The organism is Streptomyces sp. SID4985, assembly GCF_009863025.1.
In the GTDB taxonomy this organism is placed as follows: domain Bacteria; phylum Actinomycetota; class Actinomycetes; order Streptomycetales; family Streptomycetaceae; genus Streptomyces.
The window spans coordinates 1-22,192 of record NZ_WWIR01000216.1 but is presented as its reverse complement, the minus strand read 5'-3'; the positions used below and the strand labels follow the sequence as shown (position 1 = coordinate 22,192).

Annotated in this window: 23 protein-coding genes and 1 pseudogene; 15 read left to right on the top strand and 9 right to left on the bottom strand. The window is 72.6% G+C overall.

Translation table 11 applies throughout. The features are described from left to right. Window positions 1-572, bottom strand: a pseudogene (locus GTW40_RS08900) (apolipoprotein N-acyltransferase); the annotation flags it as partial. Between the two features lie 132 nt (window positions 573-704). Here GTW40_RS08900 and GTW40_RS08895 point away from each other — a divergent pair. Continuing rightward, window positions 705-1,346, top strand: coding sequence for a DUF4291 domain-containing protein (locus GTW40_RS08895; RefSeq protein WP_161179618.1), 642 nt, complete (start codon window positions 705-707; stop codon window positions 1,344-1,346). A gap of 145 nt (window positions 1,347-1,491) precedes the next feature. Here the strand turns inward: GTW40_RS08895 and GTW40_RS08890 are convergent, their stop codons facing one another. Both GTW40_RS08890 and GTW40_RS08885 read right to left on the bottom strand, forming a co-directional pair. Next, a complete protein-coding gene (locus GTW40_RS08890) occupies window positions 1,492-2,370 on the bottom strand; it encodes an undecaprenyl-diphosphate phosphatase (protein ID WP_161179617.1) in 879 nt (292 codons plus the stop codon). Window positions 2,371-2,526: 156 nt separating this feature from the next. Continuing rightward, window positions 2,527-3,357, bottom strand: a complete 831-nt coding sequence (locus tag GTW40_RS08885; RefSeq protein WP_202485607.1) for a VTT domain-containing protein — start codon at window positions 3,355-3,357, stop codon at window positions 2,527-2,529. A 357-nt stretch (window positions 3,358-3,714) separates the two neighbouring features. Between GTW40_RS08885 and tuf the strand changes: the two genes are divergently transcribed. Together tuf and GTW40_RS08875 are read left to right on the top strand one after the other, a co-directional pair. Beyond that, on the top strand, window positions 3,715-4,884 hold the full coding sequence (gene tuf, locus GTW40_RS08880) for an elongation factor Tu (RefSeq protein ID WP_161179616.1): 1,170 nt from the start codon (window positions 3,715-3,717) through the stop codon (window positions 4,882-4,884). An 88-nt stretch (window positions 4,885-4,972) separates the two neighbouring features. Beyond that, entirely contained in the window at window positions 4,973-5,818 is an 846-nt protein-coding gene (locus tag GTW40_RS08875; protein ID WP_161179615.1) for a fused MFS/spermidine synthase, read from the top strand. A 12-nt stretch (window positions 5,819-5,830) separates the two neighbouring features. Here the strand turns inward: GTW40_RS08875 and GTW40_RS08870 are convergent, their stop codons facing one another. Further along, a complete protein-coding gene (locus tag GTW40_RS08870) occupies window positions 5,831-6,277 on the bottom strand; it encodes an SHOCT domain-containing protein (RefSeq protein ID WP_161179614.1) in 447 nt (148 codons plus the stop codon). A 380-nt stretch (window positions 6,278-6,657) separates the two neighbouring features. On the opposite strand from GTW40_RS08870, the gene GTW40_RS08865 reads away from it, so the two are divergent. Further along, on the top strand, window positions 6,658-7,011 hold the full coding sequence (locus GTW40_RS08865) for a carboxymuconolactone decarboxylase family protein (protein WP_161179613.1): 354 nt from the start codon (window positions 6,658-6,660) through the stop codon (window positions 7,009-7,011). A gap of 140 nt (window positions 7,012-7,151) precedes the next feature. Beyond that, entirely contained in the window at window positions 7,152-8,762 is a 1,611-nt protein-coding gene (locus GTW40_RS08860) for an MFS transporter (RefSeq protein ID WP_161179612.1), read from the top strand. Window positions 8,763-8,856: 94 nt separating this feature from the next. On the opposite strand, the gene GTW40_RS08855 is transcribed toward GTW40_RS08860, so the two are convergent. Next, entirely contained in the window at window positions 8,857-9,861 is a 1,005-nt protein-coding gene (locus tag GTW40_RS08855; protein ID WP_161179611.1) for a hypothetical protein, read from the bottom strand. 74 nt (window positions 9,862-9,935) lie between these two features. On the opposite strand from GTW40_RS08855, the gene GTW40_RS08850 reads away from it, so the two are divergent. Further along, window positions 9,936-10,388 (top strand): DUF4442 domain-containing protein, encoded by a 453-nt coding sequence (locus tag GTW40_RS08850; RefSeq protein WP_161179610.1) that lies wholly within the window; start codon window positions 9,936-9,938, stop codon window positions 10,386-10,388. 242 nt (window positions 10,389-10,630) lie between these two features. Further along, window positions 10,631-11,284 (top strand): DedA family protein, encoded by a 654-nt coding sequence (locus GTW40_RS08845; RefSeq protein ID WP_161179620.1) that lies wholly within the window; start codon window positions 10,631-10,633, stop codon window positions 11,282-11,284. Window positions 11,285-11,319: 35 nt separating this feature from the next. Here GTW40_RS08845 and GTW40_RS08840 read toward each other — a convergent pair whose 3' ends face one another. Then, entirely contained in the window at window positions 11,320-11,847 is a 528-nt protein-coding gene (locus tag GTW40_RS08840; RefSeq protein WP_161179609.1) for a gamma carbonic anhydrase family protein, read from the bottom strand. A gap of 150 nt (window positions 11,848-11,997) precedes the next feature. On the opposite strand from GTW40_RS08840, the gene GTW40_RS08835 reads away from it, so the two are divergent. From GTW40_RS08835 to GTW40_RS08825, 3 genes are all read left to right on the top strand, one after another. After that, entirely contained in the window at window positions 11,998-12,762 is a 765-nt protein-coding gene (locus GTW40_RS08835; RefSeq protein ID WP_161179608.1) for an acyltransferase, read from the top strand. Between the two features lie 140 nt (window positions 12,763-12,902). Further along, a complete protein-coding gene (locus GTW40_RS08830; RefSeq protein ID WP_161179607.1) occupies window positions 12,903-13,475 on the top strand; it encodes an XRE family transcriptional regulator in 573 nt (190 codons plus the stop codon). 32 nt (window positions 13,476-13,507) lie between these two features. Next, entirely contained in the window at window positions 13,508-14,065 is a 558-nt protein-coding gene (locus GTW40_RS08825; RefSeq protein ID WP_161179606.1) for a YbaK/EbsC family protein, read from the top strand. A gap of 11 nt (window positions 14,066-14,076) precedes the next feature. On the opposite strand, the gene GTW40_RS08820 is transcribed toward GTW40_RS08825, so the two are convergent. Beyond that, window positions 14,077-15,102: a cation diffusion facilitator family transporter gene (locus GTW40_RS08820; RefSeq protein WP_161179605.1), complete on the bottom strand. Its 1,026-nt coding sequence runs from the start codon at window positions 15,100-15,102 to the stop codon at window positions 14,077-14,079. A 181-nt stretch (window positions 15,103-15,283) separates the two neighbouring features. Further along, window positions 15,284-15,694 carry a CoA-binding protein gene (locus tag GTW40_RS08815; protein ID WP_161179604.1) on the bottom strand — a complete coding sequence of 137 codons (411 nt, stop codon included), beginning with the start codon at window positions 15,692-15,694 and terminating at the stop codon, window positions 15,284-15,286. Window positions 15,695-15,861: 167 nt separating this feature from the next. On the opposite strand from GTW40_RS08815, the gene GTW40_RS08810 reads away from it, so the two are divergent. Both GTW40_RS08810 and GTW40_RS08805 read left to right on the top strand, forming a co-directional pair. Continuing rightward, window positions 15,862-16,602, top strand: coding sequence for a hypothetical protein (locus GTW40_RS08810; protein WP_161179603.1), 741 nt, complete (start codon window positions 15,862-15,864; stop codon window positions 16,600-16,602). After that, complete coding sequence (locus GTW40_RS08805; RefSeq protein ID WP_161179602.1) at window positions 16,599-17,126, top strand: histidine phosphatase family protein; 528 nt, start codon at window positions 16,599-16,601, stop codon at window positions 17,124-17,126. The genes GTW40_RS08810 and GTW40_RS08805 overlap by 4 nt, the downstream gene beginning before the upstream one ends. A 6-nt stretch (window positions 17,127-17,132) precedes the next feature. Here GTW40_RS08805 and GTW40_RS08800 read toward each other — a convergent pair whose 3' ends face one another. Further along, complete coding sequence (locus GTW40_RS08800) at window positions 17,133-19,115, bottom strand: APC family permease (RefSeq protein WP_202485605.1); 1,983 nt, start codon at window positions 19,113-19,115, stop codon at window positions 17,133-17,135. 124 nt (window positions 19,116-19,239) lie between these two features. Between GTW40_RS08800 and GTW40_RS08795 the strand changes: the two genes are divergently transcribed. The 3 genes from GTW40_RS08795 to GTW40_RS08785 form a co-directional block, all read left to right on the top strand. Continuing rightward, complete coding sequence (locus GTW40_RS08795) at window positions 19,240-19,866, top strand: YigZ family protein (RefSeq protein WP_161179601.1); 627 nt, start codon at window positions 19,240-19,242, stop codon at window positions 19,864-19,866. 149 nt (window positions 19,867-20,015) lie between these two features. Then, entirely contained in the window at window positions 20,016-21,179 is a 1,164-nt protein-coding gene (locus GTW40_RS08790; RefSeq protein ID WP_161179600.1) for an exonuclease SbcCD subunit D, read from the top strand. Further along, window positions 21,176-22,192: AAA family ATPase (locus tag GTW40_RS08785; RefSeq protein ID WP_161179599.1), on the top strand; the 1,017-nt coding region annotated here is incomplete at its 3' end. The genes GTW40_RS08790 and GTW40_RS08785, both read left to right, overlap by 4 nt.

The window sequence follows — 22,192 nt, the reverse complement described above, 5'->3', positions numbered from 1 at the left end:
GCCGCGCGCACCGCGATCAGCGCCGCGACCGCCACGTTCAGGGCCACCACCAGCCAGCTCAGCAGCCAGACGCCGCCCACGGAAGCGAGCCGCAGCGCGGGCTCCACCTCCCACTGACTCGCACCGAGCATCCCCCACGGCCCGCCGAGCCCCTGCCAGGACCTGACCAGCTCCACCGCCAGCCACGCCGAGGGCAGCACGGCCGTCGCCGCCGCGCACCGCCCCGGCGACGGCATCCCGCCCAGCAGTCTGCGTACCAGCCACCCCCACGGCGCCCACAGCGCACCGAGCAGCGCGGCGATCAGGAAGATGAACACATGCAGGCTCGGCAACAGCCAGTTGTGCACCGCGAGCAGGAACCCGAACCCGCCGCACCAGCCGTCGTACGCCGCCCTGCGCGCACTCGGCGCGGACCGCGCCAGCAGTATCCACGGCACGAGTGCGACGTACGCGAACCACCACCACGCGGGCCCCGGAAACGCGAGCACGGGCAACATCCCCGCGACCACGGCGACCCCGGAGCGCCGCCAGCGCCCCTCGACCCACCGCCCGGCATCCCACGCACCGCTCATCCGGAGTCTCCCCACTCCTTGGGCTTGGTTCCAGTGTGCGCCGGGTGGGCGATCTACGACAGAGGCCCGGGGTCTTGCCCACGCCGGGGATATTCGGTTGTACGGATACGGCCGACGTTCGAATCTGGCGCGATGAACGACCGATTCGCCATGAGCGAGCCGAAGCACCGCGTCCGGGCCCGGTACACGGACTCCACGATCACCGTCTACCAGGCGTACACACCCGGGATCGGCGTCCCCGCGGCACGCGACGGCCGGTTTCCGTCGGCGTGGAAGCGGGACCGGATGACGTGGATCAAGCCGTCGTTCCTGTGGATGATGTACCGCTGCGGATGGGCCACCAAGGAGGGCCAGGAGACCGTCCTCGCCGTCGAGATCATCCGGGACGGCTTCGCATGGGCGCTGCGGAACGCCTGTCTGTCGCAGTACACGCGGGGCGTGCACGAGAGCCGGTCCGCCTGGAAGCGGGAGCTGCGGCGGGCGCCCGCCCGCGTGCAGTGGGACGGGGAGCGCGACCTGCGCCTCGAACCGCTGCCGTACCGGTCGTTGCAGCTCGGCCTCGGGGGTGAGGCGGCGGTGCGGTACGCCGACGAGTGGATCGTGGGCATCGAGGACGTCACGCCGCTGGCACGTGAGGTGCACGGGGAGGTGCGGGCGGGACGGCTCGATCGCGCGGCGGCGCTGCTGCCCGAGGAACGGCCGTACCCCATGGGGGCGTTCACGCAGCTGGGGGTTCAGCCCGAGGTGACGCGTCACTCACCGGCAGAGGAGTGACGGAGCCGGGCGGACTCAGCGGGCCCCCGCCGGGTTGGCGTCCGGCGTCCAGGTCGTGCGCGTTCCACGCCGTCAGCCAGGAGTCGACGAACGTCCGCGCGGTCACGTGATCCACGGGCGCGTTATGTCGCTCCGCCGCCCGGGGTCAGTCGGCGGATTCCGCCGCGTGCGGGCTCAGCACTCCCATGCTCACCAGGACGATGATCACGATGCCCAGGGCGATGCGGTACCAGACAAAAGGCATGAAACTCTTATTTGAGATCCATTTCATAAACCACGCGATTACCGCGTATCCCGAGCCGAACGCGATCACCGTCGCGAACAGCGTCGGCCCCCACGACACGTCGCCGCTCTCGCCCAGCGAGTGCTTCACCTCGAAGACGCCGGAGGCGAGGACCGCGGGGATGGCGAGGAGGAAGGAGTAGCGGGCGGCGGCTTCGCGTCGGTAGCCCATGAAGAGGCCGCCGCTGATGGTGGCGCCGGAGCGGGAGACGCCGGGGATCAGGGCGCAGGCCTGGCAGAGGCCGAAGATCAGGCCGTCGCGGACGCTCAGGTTCTCGAGGGACTTGCGCTGCTTGGGGGAGCGGTGGCGGGCGCCGGACTCGTCGCGGGCCGCGAGCCGGTCGGCGACGCCTATCAGGACGCCGACGACGATCAGCATCGTGGCCGTGATCCGCAGATCGCGGAACGGGCCCTCGATCTGGTCCTTCAGCGTCAACCCGAGCACACCGATCGGGATCGAGCCGACGATCACCAGCCAGCCCATCCGCGCGTCGTGCGACCCCCGCGCCGCCTTGTCGAACAGCGAGCGGAACCACGCCGTCACGATCCGCCAGATGTCCTTGCGGAAGTAGATCAGCACCGCCGCCTCCGTGCCGATCTGGGTGATCGCCGTGAAGGCCGCGCCGGGGTCCTTCCAGCCCGAGAAAGCCGCGGTCAGCCGCAGATGGGCGCTGGAGGACACGGGCAGGAACTCGGTGAGCCCCTGGACGAGTCCCAGGACGAGGGATTCAAACCAAGACATGGCGACAGCAGGTCCAAGCGCTCGGAAAAGAAGGCGTGATCATGTGACGGGGGCAGCGTAGCGGGCCCCGATGGCAAAGCAATCATCGGGGGTTGGTCATGGGATGGTCATCCGGGCCGCCCGGCCGTCGGGGATCGAGTACGGCGAACCGTCGCGTCAACCGGCGTTCAGATGATGCCGTTTGCGCCACGCCACCCACGTCCCCGCCAGCGCCGGTACGGCGATGCAGGCCATCGCGATCAGAAAGGCGGGCGAGGTCGGCGCCGAGGCGCGGGCGCCCGCGACGGCGTACGCGGCCGTGTTCGGGATGGAGCCCAGCGCCGTGGCGAGCAGGAACGGCGTGAGCCGCATCCGGGAGACGGCCGCGCAGTAGTTCGCCGCCCAGAACGGCACGCCCGGGAAGAGCCGCGCCGCCAGCATCGAGCGGAACCCGTGCCGGCTCAACTGCCCGTCCGCCGCCCGCAGCCAGCGCCCGCGCAGCAGGGGACGCAGCGCGTCCTGGCCCAGCGCCCGGCCCAGTACGAAGGCCAGCCCCGCGCCGAACACCGTGCCCGCGAGCGCCGAGGTCAGCCCCAGCGGGGTGCCGAACAGCGCGCCCGCGGCCAGATTCAGCAGGGGGCGCGGTACGAACGCCACCGTGCACAGGCCGTACCCCACCGCGAACACGGTCGCCGCCGCCAACCCGCTGAATCCCGGCGCCAGTTGCCGCGTCAGCAATTGCTGTGGCGCGAAGGCCAGCACGCATGCGGCGCCGCCCGCGAGCAGGAGCAGCAGCAACGCCAGGCGGGCGTACGGCGAGAGGAGGACGGCGGCGCCGCGCGCGGCCAATCCCCGGCGCACGAGGGCCGGTTGGGAAACAGCGAGCGCCGGTTCGGAAACAGCGAGCGCCGCTTCGGAGACGACGAGCGTCGACTCGGATACGACGAGCACCGATTCGGATACGGCGGCGAGCGCCGATTCGGCGACGGTGGCCCGGGGAGTGGCCATGGCGGTGCCCCCAGAGCGGTTGGTGGCGGCGGGTATCCGGTGACCCTAACCGACGCGGGGGTGTGATCGGTGTACGGAAGGCGGCCGTCGGGCGCACCCCGTCCGGGAAAAACCGTTCGACGTGGCGCGACGCGTCCGCGATGATCTGCGTCATGTTCCGGTACGCCTTCCTCCTCGCAGCATCCGCAGTCGCGGATGCGCCGAAGGCTGCCGTCCCGTTCCTCGCGGCCGCTGTCGACGGCGCCCGAAGCTGACCCTCTCCGGATCGTCCGGCGGACCCCGCAGGGGGAGGGTCGGAGGGTCACCGGGGTCCGGCGCGTTCCCGCGCCTCACGCATCACCATCACGAGGAACTCCCATGCCCAAGACGGCATACGTGCGCACCAAGCCGCACCTCAACATCGGCACCATGGGCCACGTCGACCACGGCAAGACCACCCTGACCGCCGCCATCACCAAGGTCCTGGCCGAGCGCGGCACCGGCACCTTCGTGCCGTTCGACCGCATCGACCGGGCCCCGGAGGAGGCCGCGCGCGGCATCACCATCAACATCGCGCACGTCGAGTACGAGACCGACACCCGGCACTACGCCCACGTGGACATGCCGGGCCACGCCGACTACGTCAAGAACATGGTCACCGGCGCCGCGCAACTCGACGGCGCGATCCTCGTCGTCTCCGCGCTCGACGGGATCATGCCGCAGACCGCCGAACACGTGCTGCTCGCCCGGCAGGTGGGCGTGAACCACCTGGTCGTCGCGATGAACAAGGCCGATGTCGGCGACGAGGAGCTGGCCGACCTGGTTGAGCTGGAGGTCCGTGAGCTGCTCACCGCCCAGGGCTACGACGGCGACGCCGTACCCGTCGTACGCGTCTCCGGGCTCAAGGCCCTTGAGGGCGACCCGCGTTGGACGGCCTCCATCGAGGCGCTGCTCGACGCGGTGGACACCTATGTGCCGATGCCCGAGCGGTATCTGGACGCGCCGTTCCTGCTCCCGGTGGAGAACGTGCTCACCATCACCGGGCGCGGCACGGTCGTCACCGGTGCCGTCGAGCGCGGGACCGTGCGGGTCGGGGACCGGGTGGAGGTGCTCGGCGCGGAGGTGGAGAGCGTCGTCACCGGTCTGGAGACCTTCGGCAAGCCGATGGACGAGGCGCAGGCCGGGGACAACGTGGCGCTGCTGCTGCGCGGGGTGCCCCGGGACGCGGTCCGGCGCGGGCACGTGGTGGCGGCGCCGGGCAGCGTGACGCCCGGCCGCCGGTTCACGGCCCGGGTGTACGTCCTCTCGGCGCGCGAGGGCGGCCGTACGACCCCGGTCACGACCGGTTACCGACCGCAGTTCTACATCCGCACCGCCGACGTGGTCGGGGACATCGACCTGGGCGAGGCGGCGGTCGCGCGGCCCGGTGACACGGTCGAGATGACCGTCGAGCTGGGCCGCGAGGTCCCGCTGGAGCCGGGGCTCGGCTTCGCCGTCCGCGAGGGCGGGCGGACGGTCGGCGCCGGGACGGTGACCTCGGTGGAGTGAGCGCGGGTGTGCGCGGGGACGGGCGGCCGTCCCCGCGCACACGTCCCCGCGCACACGGGTACGGCTCCGGTCGGGGGAGAATGGTTCCGTGACCGAAGCCATACCCGTGACCAGGACCGTCGACCACGGCACCGCCAAGCTGATGCCCGACGTCGACCGGGAGCGGGCCTGGCTGCTCACCGTGGACGGGGCGCCCCAGTCGTACGTCGACCTGGACGACCCCGCGCATCTGGAGTTCGAGTACGCGCGACGGCTCGGGCACGCCCTCGACGTGGCCGGTGAGGACGGCCGCCCGCTGGACGTGCTGCACCTCGGCGGCGGCGCGCTCACCCTGCCCCGGTACGTGTCCGTGACCCGGCCGGGCTCCCGGCAGGACGTGGTGGAGGCCGACCGGGGTCTCGCGGAGCTGGTCGCCGAGCACCTTCCGCTGCCGCCGGGCTCGGGCATCGCGGTCCACACCGCCGACGCCCGGACCTGGCTGGAGAGTGCACCGGACGACAGCGTGGACGTCCTGGTCGCGGACGTCTTCGGCGGCTCCCGCGTCCCCGCCCACCTCACCTCGCTCGGCTACGCGGCGGAAGCGGCGCGGGTGCTGCGGCCCGACGGTGTCTATCTGGCGAACCTCGCGGACGGCACGCCGTTCACCTTCCTCCGCTCCCAACTGGCCACCTTCGGCGCCCTGTTCGATGAGCTGGCACTGATCGCGGAACCCGGTGTGCTGCGCGGACGACGCTTCGGCAACGCCGTACTCCTCGCCTCCCACCGCCCCCTGGACCTGACGGCCCTGGCCCGCCGCACCGCCGCCGACGTCTTCCCGGCCCGCGTCGAACACGGCGCCGCGCTGCGGAAGTTCACCGGCACCGCGCGCCCGGTCGAGGACGGGGACGCCGTACCCTCACCCGAGCCGCCGGACGGAGCCTTCGGCATCGGGTGACCCGCGCCGGGGTCAGGCGGACGGCGTTCCCGGCCGGGGACGCTCCGGGGGGTTGCCGCCCGCGAGGACCATGTCCTTCGCCCGCTGGAACTCCTCCTGCGTGATGTCGCCCCGCGTGCGGAGTTCGGAGAGCTTGGCGAGCTGATCGGCGCTGTTCGGGCCCGGCCCGCCCGCCGTCTCCTTGACGTAGGCGTCGAAGGCCGCGCGCTGCTCCGTCATGTGCTTGCGCTCGCGTCGGCCCATGTCCTTGCCGCGGGCCACGACGTACACGAAGACGCCGAGGAAGGGCAGCAGGACCACGAACACCAGCCAGCCGGCCTTCGCCCACCCGTGCAGGGAATCGTCGCGGAAGATGTCGACGATGACCTTGAAGAGCAGGAAGAACCACATGATCCACAGGAAGAACCACAGCATGGTCCAGAAGGTGTTCAGCAGGGGGTAGTCGTACGCGAGGTTCATCGGTGCTGTCCCTTCGTCGTCCCTCCGGCGGCTCTCCGGAAGGGTCCACGCCCCGGGGTGCGGGCGGCCCCGCACCCTCAGGAACGACGACGAGGGCGGGGGAGGGCACCGGGCGGGCGTTCCCGCGGCCGGTCCCGGGACATCGCAGCGCCCCGTGCCGTCCATGGTGCGCCGAGAAGCCCCGGTCAGCCAGCCGGGACCCGTCGCCGCGCCACGGGTCCCGCGTCCGGCGTGAGTTCGGCCGGTGCGGCGGCCCTCCGGCTCGGCACGCACCGACGAGTCCTTGGTGGTTAGTCTGGAGGCATGCCGCCGGAGACGGGGGGGCCCACGTCCGGTGGGAGGCGGTTCCCGTTCCCCGCAGCACCGGAAGGCGGTTCAGCATGGCCACCTCATCTGCCCCCGTGATCGACACGATCGCCGCCATGACCCTCGATTCCCTCGAGCGCTGTCACATGGACGACAACACGCTCATCCTCAGCCGCATCGCCGCGCTCGTGGCGATGGACGCCCCGGCGGTCTCCTACCTGGCGCACATAGACCCCGCGCTCAAGGCCGACTTCACCGCCGAGCAACTGCAGGACCTGCTGATCGCCATCGCCCCCATCGTGGGCACGGCGCGCGTCATGTCGGCGGCGAGCCACATCGCCAAGGCGTTCGGTGTCGCGATCGCGCTGGCCGATGCCGAGGCCGAAGCCATCGCCCGTGTCGAGGCCGACAGCCGTCACGCCCGCTGAGGGGTAACACAGGACCCGAGTCCGGCGGCGGGGCTTCCGCCGCAGCGGACTCGGGTCCGCCGCGTGTTCCTGTCTGCCGAACGGCTGACTTGCCTGCCCGGCCGGGCGAAGTGTCTCAGCGCGGCTGGAATGCTTCGCCCATGACATCCGGGGCAGGCGGAGCCGCTCGACCGGCCACGGCGCGGCTCGTCATGTGGACCCTCGCGGCCGGCCAGTTCCTGATGGCGCTCGACAGCTCCGTCATGAACGTCTCCATCGCCGCGGTGGCCGACGACGTGGGCACGACGGTGACGGGTATTCAGGGCGCCATCACGGCCTACACGCTGGTGATGGCGATGTTCATGATCCCGGGCGGCAAGGTGGGGGCGCTGATCGGCCGCAGACGCGCGTTCGTGATCGGCTGCTGTATCTACGGATGCGGCTCCCTCACCACGGCTCTCGCCCCCGACCTCCCCGTGCTGCTGCTGGGCTGGTCCGTCCTGGAGGGCATCGGAGCGGCGCTCATCCTGCCCGCGATCGTGGCGCTCGTGGCCACGAACTTCTCCGTGGAGCGACGTGCCGCGGCCTACGGGCTCGTCGCGGCCGCGGGAGCGGTGGCGATCGCGCTCGGCCCGCTCATCGGGGGTTTCGCGACGACCTACCTCTCCTGGCGGTGGGTCTTCGCCGCCGAGGTCCTGGTGGTGCTCGGCATCCTGGTCCTCGCCCGCCGTATCTCCGACGCGGCGAGCCGCGGGCCCACCCGCGTCGACCTGGTCGGCAGCGTGCTGTCCGCCCTCGGTCTCGGAACCTTCGTCTACGGCGTGCTCCGCTCGGGCGAGTGGGGCTGGGCGCGGCCGAAGCCCGACGCCCCGGCATGGCTCGGACTCTCGCCGGTCATGTGGCTGATGCTCGCGGGCCTGCTCCTGGTGTGGTGCTTCCTGTACTGGGAGGCCCGTGTCGTGGAGCGGAAGGGCGAGCCGCTCGTCGACCCCGCCCTCCTGCGGAGCAGGCAACTCAGGGGCGGCCTGACCATGTTCTTCTTCCAGTACCTCGTCATGATGGGCGTCTTCTTCGCCGTACCGCTCTATCTGTCCGTCGCTCTGGGACTGTCCGCCCTCGCGACCGGTGCGCGGCTGCTGCCGCTCTCACTGACCCTGCTCGCGGCGGCGACCCTGATCCCCCGCTTCCTCCCGGACGTCTCGCCCAGGCTGACGGTGCGCCTCGGGCTGCTCGCGCTCCTCGTGGGGACCGTGGCCCTGACGACCGCGCTCGACACCGGTGCCGGGGCGGAGATCGTCACGCTTCCGCTGCTGCTCGTCGGGACCGGCATGGGCGCGCTCGCGTCCCAGCTCGGTTCCGTCACCGTCTCCGCGGTGCCGGAGGAACAGAGCGCGGAGGTCGGCGGCATCCAGAACGCGGTGACCAATCTGGGTTCGTCCATCGGAACGGCGCTGGCCGGATCGGTCCTGATCACCGTGCTCGCGTCGTCCTTCCTCACGAGCATCGAGCAGAACCCGGCGCTCCCCGCCGAGGTCAAACAGCGGACGGCCGTGGAGCTGCAGAACGGTGTCACGTTCCTGTCGGACGCTCAGCTCAAGGCCGCCCTCGATGCTTCGGGCACGGACGAGGAGGTCGCCCGGGCCGCCATGGACGCGAACGCGGCCGCCCGCCTGGACGGGCTGCGTGCCGCGCTCATGATCCTCGCGTTCGCCTCCGTGCTGGCGCTCTTCTTCACGTCGAGCATCCCGACACGGCAGCCCCGGCAGCCCTGAGGGCCGTGGCCGCGGACGTCGTCGTGCGTCCACGCGGACGGGCCCGGCCCTCTCGGCACCGGCTTCCGCCCGTCCGCGCGGTGCGCGCCCCGGATCAGCTCCCGGTCGGCTGTCCGTGCAGCCGTACCGAGCTGAGGATCTTCATGATCGTCGCGGTGTCGACCTCGCCCTTGACGCCCTTGGCGCCGTAGAAGTCGAACGACACGATGTCGTCCGCCGCGTTCTTGAACGCGAACGAGATCGCCCTGCCGTCGCTCGCGCACTTGCCCGTCTGCGGGGTGTTGCTCGACTGCGCCCACGCGTAGTCGCCCTCGACGCCGGACTTGGTGACGTAGTGCTTGGCCTGCTTGTCGAAGGTGATGCTCTTCTTGTCGGGCTGGGTGTAGCCGCCGTAGATGTACCAGGGCACGCGGGCGACCGCCGCCTGGGCCGTGGTCTTCGCGCCGTTCTCGCCGCGGGTGCCCGCGACCGCCAGTGAGGTGTCGTCGCTGCGGCCGTCCCGGTCGCTGTCGGAGGTGCACCACTTGGACTTGTAGACGGCCGGGGCGGACACGGAGGTGAGCAGCTTGTTGTCGTCGGCGCGGTCCTCCATGAAGTAGGAGGTGTCCACGGACTCCAGCTGCCAGTCCTGCGGCACGTCGAAGGCGGTGCCGAACTTGGGGTTGACGACGGCCTTCCAGCCCGCGATCACCGGCTTCACGGTGCTGTCGGCTCCGCGCGGGTTGTCGTCCGGGGTGGACGCGCTGGTGGACGGGGCGGACGTGGTCGGCTGTGCGGTGGTGCCGCCCTTGCCCCCCTTGCCGTCGTGGGCCTCGTCCTTGGTGGAGTTGCCGAGCACCAGATAGCCGGTCACGGCCGCCGCGACGACCACGGCGGTGGCCGCGACGATCGCGACGACCTTGGTCCGGTTCCCGCCGCCGTTCGGCGGCTGCGGCGGCTGCGGCGCGCCCCACTGCGGCTGCTGCCCGTAGGGGCTGCCCTGCGGGTACTGCTGGTAGCCGGGCTGCTGATACGGATTCGGCTGCTGGTAACCCGGCTGCTGGTACGGGTTCTGCTGCGGGTTCTGCGCGCCCCCGGGCGGCTGCTCTCCTGGCCACATGGCCAGCAACCCTAATGCGCCATGGACATGATTCGGACTGGTCAGGCTCGCTACCCGTCGGTAACATCACGTGCATGACAGTTGAGAGCGCCTCCATGGGCGACATGCTGGCCGCCGCGGTGCCGATGGTGCGGACCCTGAACCTGGAGTTCATCGAGGTCACCCCCGAGCGCGCGGTGCTCCGGCTGCCGGACCAGCCCGAGTACCACAACCACCTCGGCGGACCGCACGCCGGCGCCATGTTCACGCTGGCCGAGTCCGCGAGCGGCGCCATCGTCCTGACCGCCTTCGGTGAGCAGCTCGCGCGCGCGGTGCCGCTCGCGGTGCGCGCCGAGATCGACTACAAGAAGCTGGCTCTCGGCCCGGTCACCGCCACCGCCACCCTGGGCCGCCCGGCGGCCGACGTCGTCGCGGACCTCGACGCGGGCAAGCGGCCGGAGTTCCCGGTGGCCATCACCATCGAGCGCGAGGACGGTTCCGTCTCCGGCGAGATGACGGTCGTCTGGACCCTGCGGCCGAACGGCTGACGGGTCGGGGGTTACTTCAGGGGCGCGGGGCCCGGCGGGCACGCGCCCCTGATCCGCGACCCACGCCCCTGATCCGCGACCCACGCCCCTGAGTCGCGCACCGCGCCCCTCATGGCCCGGATCACGCCCCCGGGCGGGTGGAGGCAGGCCGTCCGCACTCCTCGAACGGGTAGCCTTCCCGGAGAACCCCTGAAGCAGGCGTGGCCCCCGCGCTCAGGGACGGCGACTGGGAGGAACCGGCGGTGCACGTCCAGGAATGGCTCGACTCGGTGCCCCCGCTCGCCGTCTACGCCGTGGTGGCCCTGGTGATCGGCCTGGAGAGCCTGGGCATCCCGCTGCCCGGCGAGATCGTGCTGGTCTCGGCCGCGCTCATGTCCTCCAGCCACTCCGGCATCGACCCGTTCGTGCTCGGCGCGTGCGCCACCGCCGGTGCCGTCATCGGTGACTCCATCGGCTACGCGATCGGCCGCAAGGGCGGACGTCCCCTGCTGGCGTGGCTCGCCAAGAAGCTTCCGAAACACTTCAGCGAGGCCCATGTGGCCACCGCGGAGCGGTCGTTCGAGAAGTGGGGCATGTGGGCCGTCTTCTTCGGCCGCTTCGTCGCCCTGCTGCGCATCTTCGCCGGACCCCTCGCGGGCGTGCTCCAGATGCCCTACTGGAAGTTCCTGATCGCCAACATCCTCGGCGGCATCGTCTGGGCGGGCGGCACCACCGCCGTCGTCCACTACGTCGGCATCGTCGCCGAGGACTGGCTCAAGCGCTTCTCGTACGTGGGTCTCCTGGTGGCCCTCGCCATCGGCATCGGCTCCCTGCTGATCGTCAGGCGCCGGGCGAAGCGGAACGAGTCCGCCACCGAGAAGACCCCGGAGGCGGAGCCGGTGGGCGCGGGGGACTGACCCCCGCGCGTCCTACCGCCGTACAGTCCCATGCCTCACTCGTGCACCGCCCGGTGCGTCTTCGCCAGTTCCGCGTACAGCGTGCCGTTCAGCGTGACGCCCTGACGCTCCTCCTCCGACAGCGCCCGCTTCACCTTCGCGGGCACCCCCGCCACCAGCGAGCCCGGCGGCACGACCATGCCCTGCGGCACCAGCGCCTGGGCCGCCACCAGCGAACCCGCGCCGATCACCGCGCCGTTCAGGACCGTCGCGCCCATGCCGATCAGACAGTCGTCCTCGACGGTCGCCCCGTGCACCACCGCGTTGTGGCCGATGGAGACGCGCTCCCCGATGGACAGCGGGAAACCGGGGTCGGCGTGCAGGGTGACGTTGTCCTGGACGTTGGCGTCCGCGCCGACGGCGATCCGCTCCGCGTCACCGCGCACCACCGCGCCGTACCAGACACTCGACCCCGCGCCCAGCGTGACGTCACCGATCACCGAGGCCATGGGGGCCACGAAGGCGTCCGGGTCGATCTTCGGCTCCTTGCCGCCGATGCCCACGATCAAGGGCTGGTGCGTCATCCGGTCCACCGTCTCTTCTTCGAGTCGTCGAGGTCGCGTATCCGCGCACGCTAGTGCATGGCCCCTCCTGCCACAGGGGGCTGTCGTATGGGGTGAAGATCACAGCGGTACGGCCCCTCGCCGGAGGCGACCGGTGAGTAACGTGAGCGCGTGCCGAAGACCGAGAACACCTTCTCTTCCTGGCGGAAGGGCCTCGCCCAGCGGGCCGTCCACGCGGTCTGGGAGTGGGCGCGGCGCACCGGCTCCGTCTCCGCCGAGCACCCCGGCCGCCTCCGCTTCGGCGCGATCGGCGAGGGCACCCGGCTCGCCTTCCCGCTCGGCACCGTCTTCGGCGAGCCCTGGATCAGGCTCGGCGCCTACTGCATCATCGCCGAGCAGGTCACCCTCACCGCCGGGCTGATGCCCGACCTCGACCTCGGACCCGAGCCGATCCTGAACATCGGGGACGGCGTGGTCCTCGGCCGCGGCAGCCACGTCATCGCGGACACCTCGGTCACCATCGGCCGCGACTGCTACTTCGGGCCGTACGTCTACGTCACCTCCACCAACCACTCCTACGACGACCCGCACGAGCCCATCGGCCGGCAGTGGCCCCGGATGGAGCCGGTGGAGATCGGCCCCGGCTGCTGGATCGGCACCAACGCGGTGATCCTGCCGGGCGCGCGGATCGGCCGGAACGTGGTCGTCGCGGCCGGTGCGGTGGTGCGCGGCACGGTCCCCGACCACGCCGTGGTCGCGGGCGCCCCCGCCCGGGTGGTCCGCCGCTGGACCCCGGAGGAGGGCTGGCAGCCCCCGCTGCGCACCCCGGCGCCCGTGCCGCCCCCGGACGGGTCGACCCCGGCGCAGTTCCGGGCGCTGGCCGAGCTGGACGAGGAGCAGATCGAGCGGCTGGCCCGGCTGGACGCGGAGGGCTGATCCCGCGTACCGGTGCCGCCCGGCGCCGTATCCCGCTGCTGCCCGTGGGCCGCCCGCAGTACAGTGCGGTGTACGACGGGGTGCAGCGCATCGGCCCCCGCGCTCCTCCTGCCGAACCCGCTGGACCCAATGGACGTGATGTGTCGGACCTCGACCTGCTGACCCAGTCCCTGGCGCGCAACGTCAGACGCTGGCGCACCGAGCGCGGCTTCACCCTGGACACGCTTGCCGCCCGTGCCGGGGTCAGCCGGGGCATGCTGATCCAGATCGAGCAGGCCCGCACCAACCCCAGCATCGGCACGGTCGTCAAGATCGGGGACGCGCTCGGCGTGAGTGTGCCCACGCTGCTCGACTACGAGCGCGGGCCGCGGGTCCGGGTCGTCGCCGCCGAGCAGGCGGTCCGCCTGTGGCACACGGAGGCGGGCAGCTACAGCCGACTGCTCACCGGCACCGAGGCGCCGGGCCCGCTGGAGCTGTGGGACTGGCGGCTGATGCCCGGCGAGAGCAGCCCCTCCGACCCGCACCCCACCGGCACGGTCGAACTGGTCCACGTCACCTCGGGCGAGCTGACCCTCACCGTGGACGGCACTCCGCACCGCGTACCGGCCGGAGCGAGCGCCACCTTCGAGGCCAACGCCCCGCACACGTACGGCAACGAGGGTGACGTACCCATGGAGATGGTCATGACCGTCTCCGTCCCGCCCGTGCGCTGAACCATCCGGACCAGGGCTGTTAGCGTGCCGTCATGCGCGCCCCCATCGGAAACTTCGACACCGCCCTCCCGGCGCCGGACGCCCTCGACCGGCTGACCGCACCCGTCGCCGCCGCCCTGCGCGACTGGCAGGGCAAGACCCCGGCCGACCGGATCGTCTACGTGGACACCGACCCGCAGTGGGCGGACACCGCCGTCTTCGTGGAGCACTACGGCACCGATCTGCTGGAGCGGTCGGCCAACTGCGTGGTGGTCGCGGGCAAGCGGGGCGGCGAGACCACGCTCGCCGCGTGCCTGGTGCTCTCCACCACCAAGGCCGACGTCAACGGCGTGGTGCGCCGCCAACTGGGCGCCCGTAAGGCGTCGTTCGCCCCGATGGACACGGCGACCGGTGAGACCGGCATGGAGTACGGCGGCATCACGCCCATCGGACTGCCCGACAGCTGGCCGCTGTTGGTGGACTCCGCCGTGGTGGAGCTGCCGTACGTGCTCGTCGGCAGCGGGCGCAGGCAGGGCAAACTCCTCGTGCCCGGCGAGGTGTTCGCGGAGCTGCCCGGCGCCGTGGTGATCGAGGGGCTCGGTATCGGCTGAGCCGGGCCGGGTCAGACCGGTGCGTGGTGGGCGAGCGGCAGATGCGGGTCGCTCTCGCCGGGCACCGGTGTCGGATCGGCGTGCACCAGGGCGGCGGTGAGCCCGGGTACGGCGTGCAGCAGGGCGTGTTCGGCCGCCACGGCGACCGCGTGGGCCTCGCGTGCGGTGGCCTCCCCGTCGACCAGGACGGCCAGTTCGGCCCGCAGCCGGTGTCCGATCCAGCGCATCCGCAGCTCGCCCACCCCGCGCACGCCCGGCACCTCCCGTGCCGCCCGCTCGGCCCGGTCCACCAGTTCCGGATCGACCGCGTCCAGCATCCGCCGCAGCACCTCGCGGGCCGCGTCCCGCAGGACGAGGACGATGGCCGCCGTGATGGCGAGCCCCACCACCGGGTCCGCCGCGCTCCAGCCGAGCGCCGAGCCCCCGGCGCCGATCAGCACGGCCAGGGAGGCGAACCCGTCGGTGCGGGCGTGCAGCCCGTCCGCCACCAGCGCGGCCGAGCCGATCTCGCGGCCGACCCGGATGCGGTACCGGGCCACCCACTCGTTGCCCAGGAAGCCGACCAGCGCGGCCCCCGCCACGGCGGGCAGCTGCGCCACCGGGCGCGGATCGAGCAGCCGGTCCACGGCCGCCCAGGCGGTGAACACGGCGGAGGCCGCGATGGTCAGCACGATCACGAGTCCGGCGAGGTCCTCCGCCCGCCCGTAGCCGTAGGTGAACCGCCGGGTCGCCGCCCTGCGCCCGAGCAGGAACGCGATGCCGAGCGGCACGGCCGTCAGCGCGTCCGCCGCGTTGTGCACGGTGTCCCCGAGCAGCGCCACCGACCCCGAGACGACCACCACCACCGCCTGCGCCAGCGCGGTCGCCCCGAGCACGGCCAGCGACACCCACAGCGCCCGCAGCCCGCGCGCCGAGGACTCCAGGGCGGAGTCGGTCCGGTCGGCGGTGGCGTGCGAGTGCGGGGTGAGGAGGTGGGCGAGCCGGTGGAGCGGGCCCGCGTGCGGAGCGTGACGATGACGAGAGTGACGGTGGCTCACGGCGGTCCCCTTCCGTCGGGCGGCGCGTGGACGGGCCGCGCCCACGGGGACATTGTGGACGCGAACGCCCAAACATGCACCTGTCACCTGCGCATGGTGCGCAGGCGCGAGAGGAGCGCCGGGCCGCGAGACCGGCACCGGGCCGCGAGACCCGCGCCGGACCGCGGAACCCGCGCCGGGTTCAGAGGCCCAGCCGGGGGATCTCGATCGCCGGGCACACGTCCATGACCATGTTCAGCCCCGCCGCCCGCGTCCGCTCGTACGCCGCCTCGTCCACGACCCCGAGCTGGAACCACACCGCCCGCGCGCCCTTGGCCGCCGCCTCGTCGGCGACCGCGCCGGCCAGGTCGCTGTTGACGAACACGTCCACCACGTCCACCTCGAAGGGGATGTCCGCGAGCGAGGCGTACCCCTGTTCGCCGTGCACCGTCTCGGCCTTCGGGTGCACCGGCACGACCCGCTTGCCGAACCGCTGGAGGACCTGCGCCACGCCGTACGCGGCCCGGCTGCGGTTGTCGGACAGGCCGACCACCGCCCAGGTGTCGCCCAGCTCGGTCAGGATGCTGCGGATCGTCGCCTCGTCGCCGTACACGACGGCCTCCTCGGTTCTCGGCGGGAACGGTGCCGTGGGCACGAACAACGCGCCCCGCGCGCCGATTCCCCCGCCTGGATCACGAAAGGGCCGCTCATCGGATACCGACGTGGCCCAAATCGGCGCAAGGTGCTGCGTTCGGGCGTTCGCACGCCTACGCTCGCTGCGTGCTGCGCATCCTCGACGCCCGGACCGGTGAGCCCGTCCCCGCCACCCCCGCCCGCCGCGGGCTGACCCGCGTCGAGGCCCATGTGCCCGGCCTGGACCTGACCGCGCTACGGATCCTCCTCACCGCCGACCTCCTCGTGCGCGCCCTGGAACTGGCGGGGACCCCGCTGTGGACCCTGCTCAGCGCTCCCCGCGAACAGGCCGAGCTGCGCACCGCGGGGACCACCCTCGGCATCCGCCCCTTCGAGGACAGCCGCGACCTGGCCTCGGGGCTCGGCGAGGCACAGACCGTGCACGTGCTGAGCGAGGACGGTTCCGCTCCCGGCGCCGGGCCGGTGCTCGCCGTGGCACCGGTGGAGTGGACGGGGATGGCCGAAGAGCCCCTTCCCGAGCTGCTCGACGACCCCGACGCCCTCCGCCTCGCCCTGCTCTCCGTCCCGCGCACCGAACCGGTCCGCCTGGACCGTCCGACGCTGGACGAGGCCGCGCGGACCGTCTCGCGGTGGCGCTCCGACGTGGCCGGCTGGGCGCACCGGCCCTCGCGTCCGGTGCCGGACGAGGTACGGACGCGGCTGCGCGCGGCCTGGGAGGACGACCTCGATCTGCCGGGCGTGCTGGCCGTGCTGCGCGAGGTCGCCCAGGCGCCCGGGGTGCCCGACGGCGCCCGTTTCGAGACGTACATGTACGCCGACCGGCTCCTCGCCCTCGATCTCGCGAGCGGCCTGGGCGGCACGGCGTGAGCGGTCCGGCACGCCGTCTGGTCGTGCTGCGGCACGCCAAGTCCGCCTGGCCCGAGGGGATTCCGGACCACGACCGCCCGCTCGGCCCGCGCGGTCTGCGGGACGCCCCCGCCGCCGGACGGGCCCTCACCGTGCTCGGCGTCACCCCGCCCGACCTCGCCCTGTGCTCGACCGCCGTACGGGCCCGCCGCACCTGGGAGCTGGCCGCCGCCGAGTGGGCCGTACCGCCGCCGGTGCGCTTCGAGCGGCGGATCTACGAGGCGTCCCCGGCCCGTCTCCTCGAGGTCGTGCGCGAGACGCCGCCCGAGGCGCGGACCCTGCTGCTGATCGGACACAGCCCCGGACTCGAGGGGCTGATCACGGGGCTCGCGGGGGAGGCGGCGGGCGACACCCTGGAGCGGGTGCGGACCAAGTTCCCCACCTCGGCCCTCGCGGTGCTGGACTGGGCGGGCCCCGACTGGACGGCGCTCGCCCCCGGCGCGGCCCGGCTGACCTCGGTCACGGTCCCGCGCGGGGAGCCGTAGCCCCGTTCAGCCGACGTGCACCCAGGGCCTGCGCTCCTGGTCCGGCTCGGCCCGGCGCAGGACCTCGCGGGTGACCGGGGCCGACTCGCCGGTGCCGAAGACCAGGAAGCGGATCAGATAACCGACCGGGTTGCCCTCGGTCCAGCTGAAGTAGACGTGCGGGGGCATCCCGGTGCGGTCGCGCAGCGCGAGCAGCACGGCCGCGATGGTGTTGGGCACCGTGGGGCCGTCCGCGCGCAGCCGCCGCGCCCCGTGCTTCTCGTCGCCGTGCACGGTGATCTCGGCGCTGAAGTCGGAGGAGTCCCGCACGAACACCTCCAGGAAGATCACATCGGCGCCCTTGGGCAGCCGGGTGTGCACCCGCTGCTCCTGCTCCTTGGCCCGGTACTCGCGCTCGCTGTGCTCGTCCGGCTCGTTGGCGATCAGCTGGAGCGGGCCGTGCTGGGCGGCCGCGTCGATGATCCGCAGCGCGGCCTCGTCGAAGACCACGTCGGTGGCCCGCAGCTCGAAGGCGCGGCGCACGCGGGAGCCGAAGGAGGTGAGCATGATCGCCACGATGAAGATGGAGGCGATCTTGATGCCGTCGGGCCGCTCGATCACGTTGAGGACGAGGGTGTACAGGAACACGGCGGTGATCAGCCCGAAGCCGATGGTGGCGCCCACGTGGTGGCGCCGGTGGACGGCCACCGTGGAGGCGAAGGCCGCCGACAGCATCAGGACCAGCACGCCGGTGGCGTAGGCGCCGCTCTGCGCGTCCACGCTCGCGTGGAACCAGAGGGTGATCAGCACGGCCGCGACCAGGAAGACCAGCACCAGCGGGCGTACGGCACGGGTCCACTCCGGGGCCATGCCGTAGCGGGGGAGGTAGCGGGGGACGAGGTTGAGCAGGCCCGCCATGGCGGAGGCGCCCGCGAACCACAGGATGGTGATGGTGGAGAGGTCGTAGACCGTCCCGAAGATCTCGCCCAGGTACCGGTGGGCCAGATAGGCGAGGGCGCGGCCGTTGGCGGGACCGCCGGACTTGAAGTCCTCCTGAGGGATGAGGATCGTCGTCGCCAGGCTGGACAGGAGCAGCAGACAGCTCATGATCAGCGCGGCGGTGGTCAGCAGCTTGCGGGCGCCCCGGATGCGGCCCGCCGGGTTCTCCCAGGTGTCCGTGGGGGCGCCCTTGATCTGCGGCATCACGGCGACGCCGGTCTCGAAGCCGGACATGCCGAGCGCGAGCTTGGGGAAGACCAGCAGGGCCACACCGACCATGGCGAGCGGCGAGGAGTGCGCGGCGGTCATCGCGTGCGTCCAGTCGGAGATCCGCACCGGGCGGCTCAGGATCTGGTAGGCGCAGGCCGCGAGCACGACCACGTTGAGGGTGAGATAGGCGGCCACCAGCGGGACGGCGATCCCGATGGCCTCCTTGAAGCCCTTGAGGAAGACCGCGCCGAGCAGGCCGATCAGGACGAGTGTGATCCAGGTGTTGGCGCCCTCGATCCAGTGCGGGGCGAACGGGTTCTCCAGCACGTGTGCGGCCGCGTCCGCCGAGGACAGCGTGATCGTGATCATGAAGTCGGTCGCCGCGAACCCCAGCAGCACCAGGACCAGGATCTTCCCCGACCACCAGGACAGCAGCCGCTCCAGCATGGCGATGGAGCCCTCGCCGTGCGGGCTCTCGTGCGCCACCCGGCGGTAGACCGGCAGCGCGCCGAAGAGGGTCAGCGCGATCAGCACGAGGGTGGCCAGCGGGGAGAGCGTCCCGGCGGCGAGGGCGGCGATGCCGGGCTGGTAGCCGAGCGTGGAGAAGTAGTCGACACCGGTCAGGCACATCACCCGCCACCAGGTGTGCCCCTTCTGCTCCGGGCGCGGGGTGCGGTGCGGCCCCGGGTGCCGGGCGGTCTGCTCGCTCAGGCCCTCCAGGAGCCAGGCCCGGCACCGGGCGAGCGCGCCGTGCCGCCCGGGAGCACCGGTGGTGTCGGGGTGCACGGGGACGCGGGTCATGCGGTGCTGCCTCCTCGGACGGCGACCGGGACGCCGGCCGCCTGATCGCTCGACGCGTATGCCCCGCATCCTCACCCGCACACCGGGGCGCGGGCCAGTGCGGCGCTCCGCATAGGCTGGCGGGATGCAGGACGAGTACCGCACCGTGGCCCGCGTGGGCACGCACGAGACCGAGATCAACCGCTCCCGCTTCCTGTGCGCGCTCGCCCCGGCCGCCACCGAGAGGGAGGCGCAGGAGTTCGTCGCGGCCGTCCGCAAGGAGCACGCCGACGCCACGCACAACTGCTGGGCCTACGTCATCGGCGCCGACGCCTCCGTGCAGAAGGCCAGCGACGACGGCGAACCCGGCGGCACCGCCGGGCTGCCCATGCTCCAGATGCTGCTGCGCCGCGACATGCGGTACGTCGTCACCGTCGTCACCCGCTACTACGGCGGCGTGAAGCTCGGCGCGGGCGGTCTGATCCGGGCCTACGGCGGCGCGGTCGGCGAGGCCCTCGACGCGGTCGGCACCCGTACCCGGCGCCGCTACCGCCTGGCCACGGTGACCGTCGACCACCAGCGCGCGGGCAAGACGCAGAACGATCTGCGCTCCACCGGGCGCGAGGTGCGTGATGTGCGCTACGGCGAGGCGGTCACGATCGAGATCGCCCTGCCGGACGCCGACGTGGCCGCCTTCCGGGGCTGGCTCGCGGACGCGACGGCGGGGACGGCCGTCTTCGAGCTGGGCGGGGAAGCCTACGGCGACGTCTGAGGGGCGAAGCCTACGGCGACGTCTGAGCAGGGGAAGCGGGCGGCCGCGCCCGGCAATTGGGATGAAACGGGCATAACGGTCAAGTGTGGGGCGGGCGGTACGCAAGCGGCGGAGCCCGTTGTCGGACCCTCCCGTTAGTCTCGGGAATCATGAGACTCCTGCACACCTCCGACTGGCATCTCGGCCGGTCCTTCCACCGGGTGAACATGCTCGGTGCGCAGGCCGAGTTCATCGGCCACCTCGTCGACGCCGTGCGCGCGCACGTCGTGGACGCCGTGGTCGTGTCGGGGGACGTGTACGACCGCGCGGTGCCGCCGCTCGCCGCCGTCGAGCTGTTCGACGACGCGCTGCACCGCCTCGCCGACCTCGGCGTGCCCACGGTTATGATCTCCGGCAACCACGACTCCGCCCGCCGCCTCGGCGTCGGCGCCGGACTCATCGACCGCGCGGGCATCCACCTGCGCACCGAACCCTCCGCCGCGGGCACCCCGGTCGTCCTGTCGGACGCCCACGGAGAGGTCGCCTTCTACGGTCTGCCCTACCTCGAACCCGCCCTCGTCAAGGACGAGTTCGGCGTGACCAAGGCAGGGCACGAGGCCGTGCTCGCCGCCGCCATGGACCGGGTCCGCGCCGACCTCGCCGGTCGCCCGCCCGGCACCCGCTCCGTCGTCCTCGCCCACGCCTTCGTCACCGGCGGCCAGGCCAGCGACAGCGAGCGGGACATCACCGTCGGGGGAGTCGCCGCCGTACCCGCCGGGGTCTTCGACGGCGTCGACTACGTCGCCCTCGGCCATCTGCACGGCTGCCAGACCCTCACCGAGCGCGTCCGCTACTCCGGCTCCCCGCTCGCCTACTCCTTCTCCGAGGCCGACCACCGCAAGAGCATGTGGCTGGTCGACCTCGCCGCCGACGGCGCGGTCGCCGCCGAACGCCTCGACTGCCCGGTCCCGCGCCCGCTCGCCCGCATCCGGGGCGCCCTGGAGGACCTGCTGGCCGACCCCCTCCTCGACCGCCACGAGAACGCCTGGGTCGAGGCCACCCTCACCGACGCGATCCGCCCCGCCGACCCCATGGCCCGCATCGCCGCCCGCTTCCCGCACACCCTCAGCCTCGTCTTCGACCCCGAGCGGGCCCCCGACGACCCCGCCGTCTCCTACGCCCGCCGCCTCGCCGGGCGCGACGACCAGCAGATCGCCGAGGACTTCGTCGCCCATGTGCGCGGCACCGGACCCGACCCGCGCGAGGCGGCCGTCCTGCGCGACGCCTTCGACGCCGTACGCGCCGACAACACCGTGCGGGAGGTGGCCCGGTGAGGCTGCACCGACTCGACATCACCGCCTTCGGCCCTTTCGGCGCCACTCAGAGCGTCGACTTCGACGCCCTCTCCGCCGCCGGACTCTTCCTGCTCCACGGCCCGACCGGCGCCGGAAAGACCTCCGTCCTGGACGCCGTCTGCTACGCCCTCTACGGCTCCGTCCCCGGCGCCCGCCAGAACGGCCAGGGCACCCACCTGCGCAGCGACCACGCCGAGCCGGGCACGCGCACCGAGGTCCGCCTCGAACTCACCGTCTCGGGGCGGCGCCTGGAGATCACCCGGCAGCCTCCGTGGGAGCGGGCCAAGAAGCGCGGCTCCGGCACGACGCTCGACAAGGCCCAGACCTGGCTGCGCGAGTACGACGCCGGGCGCGGCGCCTGGAAGGACCTCAGCCGCTCCCACCAGGAGATCGGCGAGGAGATCACCCAGCTGCTCGGCATGAGCCGCGAGCAGTTCTGCCAGGTCGTCCTGCTGCCCCAGGGCGACTTCGCCCGCTTCCTGCGCGCGGACGCCGAGGCACGCGGCAAGCTGCTCGGGCGCCTCTTCGACACCCGGCGCTTCGCGGAGGTGGAGAAGCGGCTCGCGGAACGGCGCCGGGCCACCGAGGCACGGGTGCGCGAGGCCGACACCGCCCTGCTCGCGGACGCCCACCGGATGCAGCAGGCGGCGGGCGACACCATGGAGCTGCCCGACCTCGCTCCCGGCGACCCCGGGCTCGCCGATGCCGTTCTCGCGGCCGCCGCCGTCGCGCGCAGTGCCGTCCGCGAACGCCTCACCATCGCTCACTGCGGGCTGACCGCCGCCGAGTCGGGCCATGCCGAGGCCCAGCGGGAGCTGGCCGAGACGCGTGAACTCGCCCGTGCGCAGGCCCGGTTCACCGAGGCCCGGCAGCGGGCCGCGCGGCTGGAGGAGCGGTCCGGCGAGCACCGCGCGGCCCAGCAGCGCATGGAGCGCGGCCGCAAGGCCGAGACCGTCGCCCCCGCGCTCGATCTGCGCCGGGAGGCCGAGACC

Coding starts and splice junctions, on each gene's coding strand:
- GTW40_RS08895 (WP_161179618.1), top strand. CDS start 705: ATGAACGACCGATTCGCCATGAGCGAGCCGAAGCACCGCGTCCGGGCC.
- GTW40_RS08890 (WP_161179617.1), bottom strand. CDS start 2,370: ATGTCTTGGTTTGAATCCCTCGTCCTGGGACTCGTCCAGGGGCTCACC.
- GTW40_RS08885 (WP_202485607.1), bottom strand. CDS start 3,357: ATGGCCACTCCCCGGGCCACCGTCGCCGAATCGGCGCTCGCCGCCGTA.
- tuf (WP_161179616.1), top strand. CDS start 3,715: ATGCCCAAGACGGCATACGTGCGCACCAAGCCGCACCTCAACATCGGC.
- GTW40_RS08870 (WP_161179614.1), bottom strand. CDS start 6,277: ATGAACCTCGCGTACGACTACCCCCTGCTGAACACCTTCTGGACCATG.
- GTW40_RS08865 (WP_161179613.1), top strand. CDS start 6,658: ATGGCCACCTCATCTGCCCCCGTGATCGACACGATCGCCGCCATGACC.
- GTW40_RS08860 (WP_161179612.1), top strand. CDS start 7,152: ATGACATCCGGGGCAGGCGGAGCCGCTCGACCGGCCACGGCGCGGCTC.
- GTW40_RS08855 (WP_161179611.1), bottom strand. CDS start 9,861: ATGTGGCCAGGAGAGCAGCCGCCCGGGGGCGCGCAGAACCCGCAGCAG.
- GTW40_RS08850 (WP_161179610.1), top strand. CDS start 9,936: ATGACAGTTGAGAGCGCCTCCATGGGCGACATGCTGGCCGCCGCGGTG.
- GTW40_RS08840 (WP_161179609.1), bottom strand. CDS start 11,847: ATGACGCACCAGCCCTTGATCGTGGGCATCGGCGGCAAGGAGCCGAAG.
- GTW40_RS08825 (WP_161179606.1), top strand. CDS start 13,508: ATGCGCGCCCCCATCGGAAACTTCGACACCGCCCTCCCGGCGCCGGAC.
- GTW40_RS08800 (WP_202485605.1), bottom strand. CDS start 19,115: ATGACCCGCGTCCCCGTGCACCCCGACACCACCGGTGCTCCCGGGCGG.
- GTW40_RS08795 (WP_161179601.1), top strand. CDS start 19,240: ATGCAGGACGAGTACCGCACCGTGGCCCGCGTGGGCACGCACGAGACC.
- GTW40_RS08790 (WP_161179600.1), top strand. CDS start 20,016: ATGAGACTCCTGCACACCTCCGACTGGCATCTCGGCCGGTCCTTCCAC.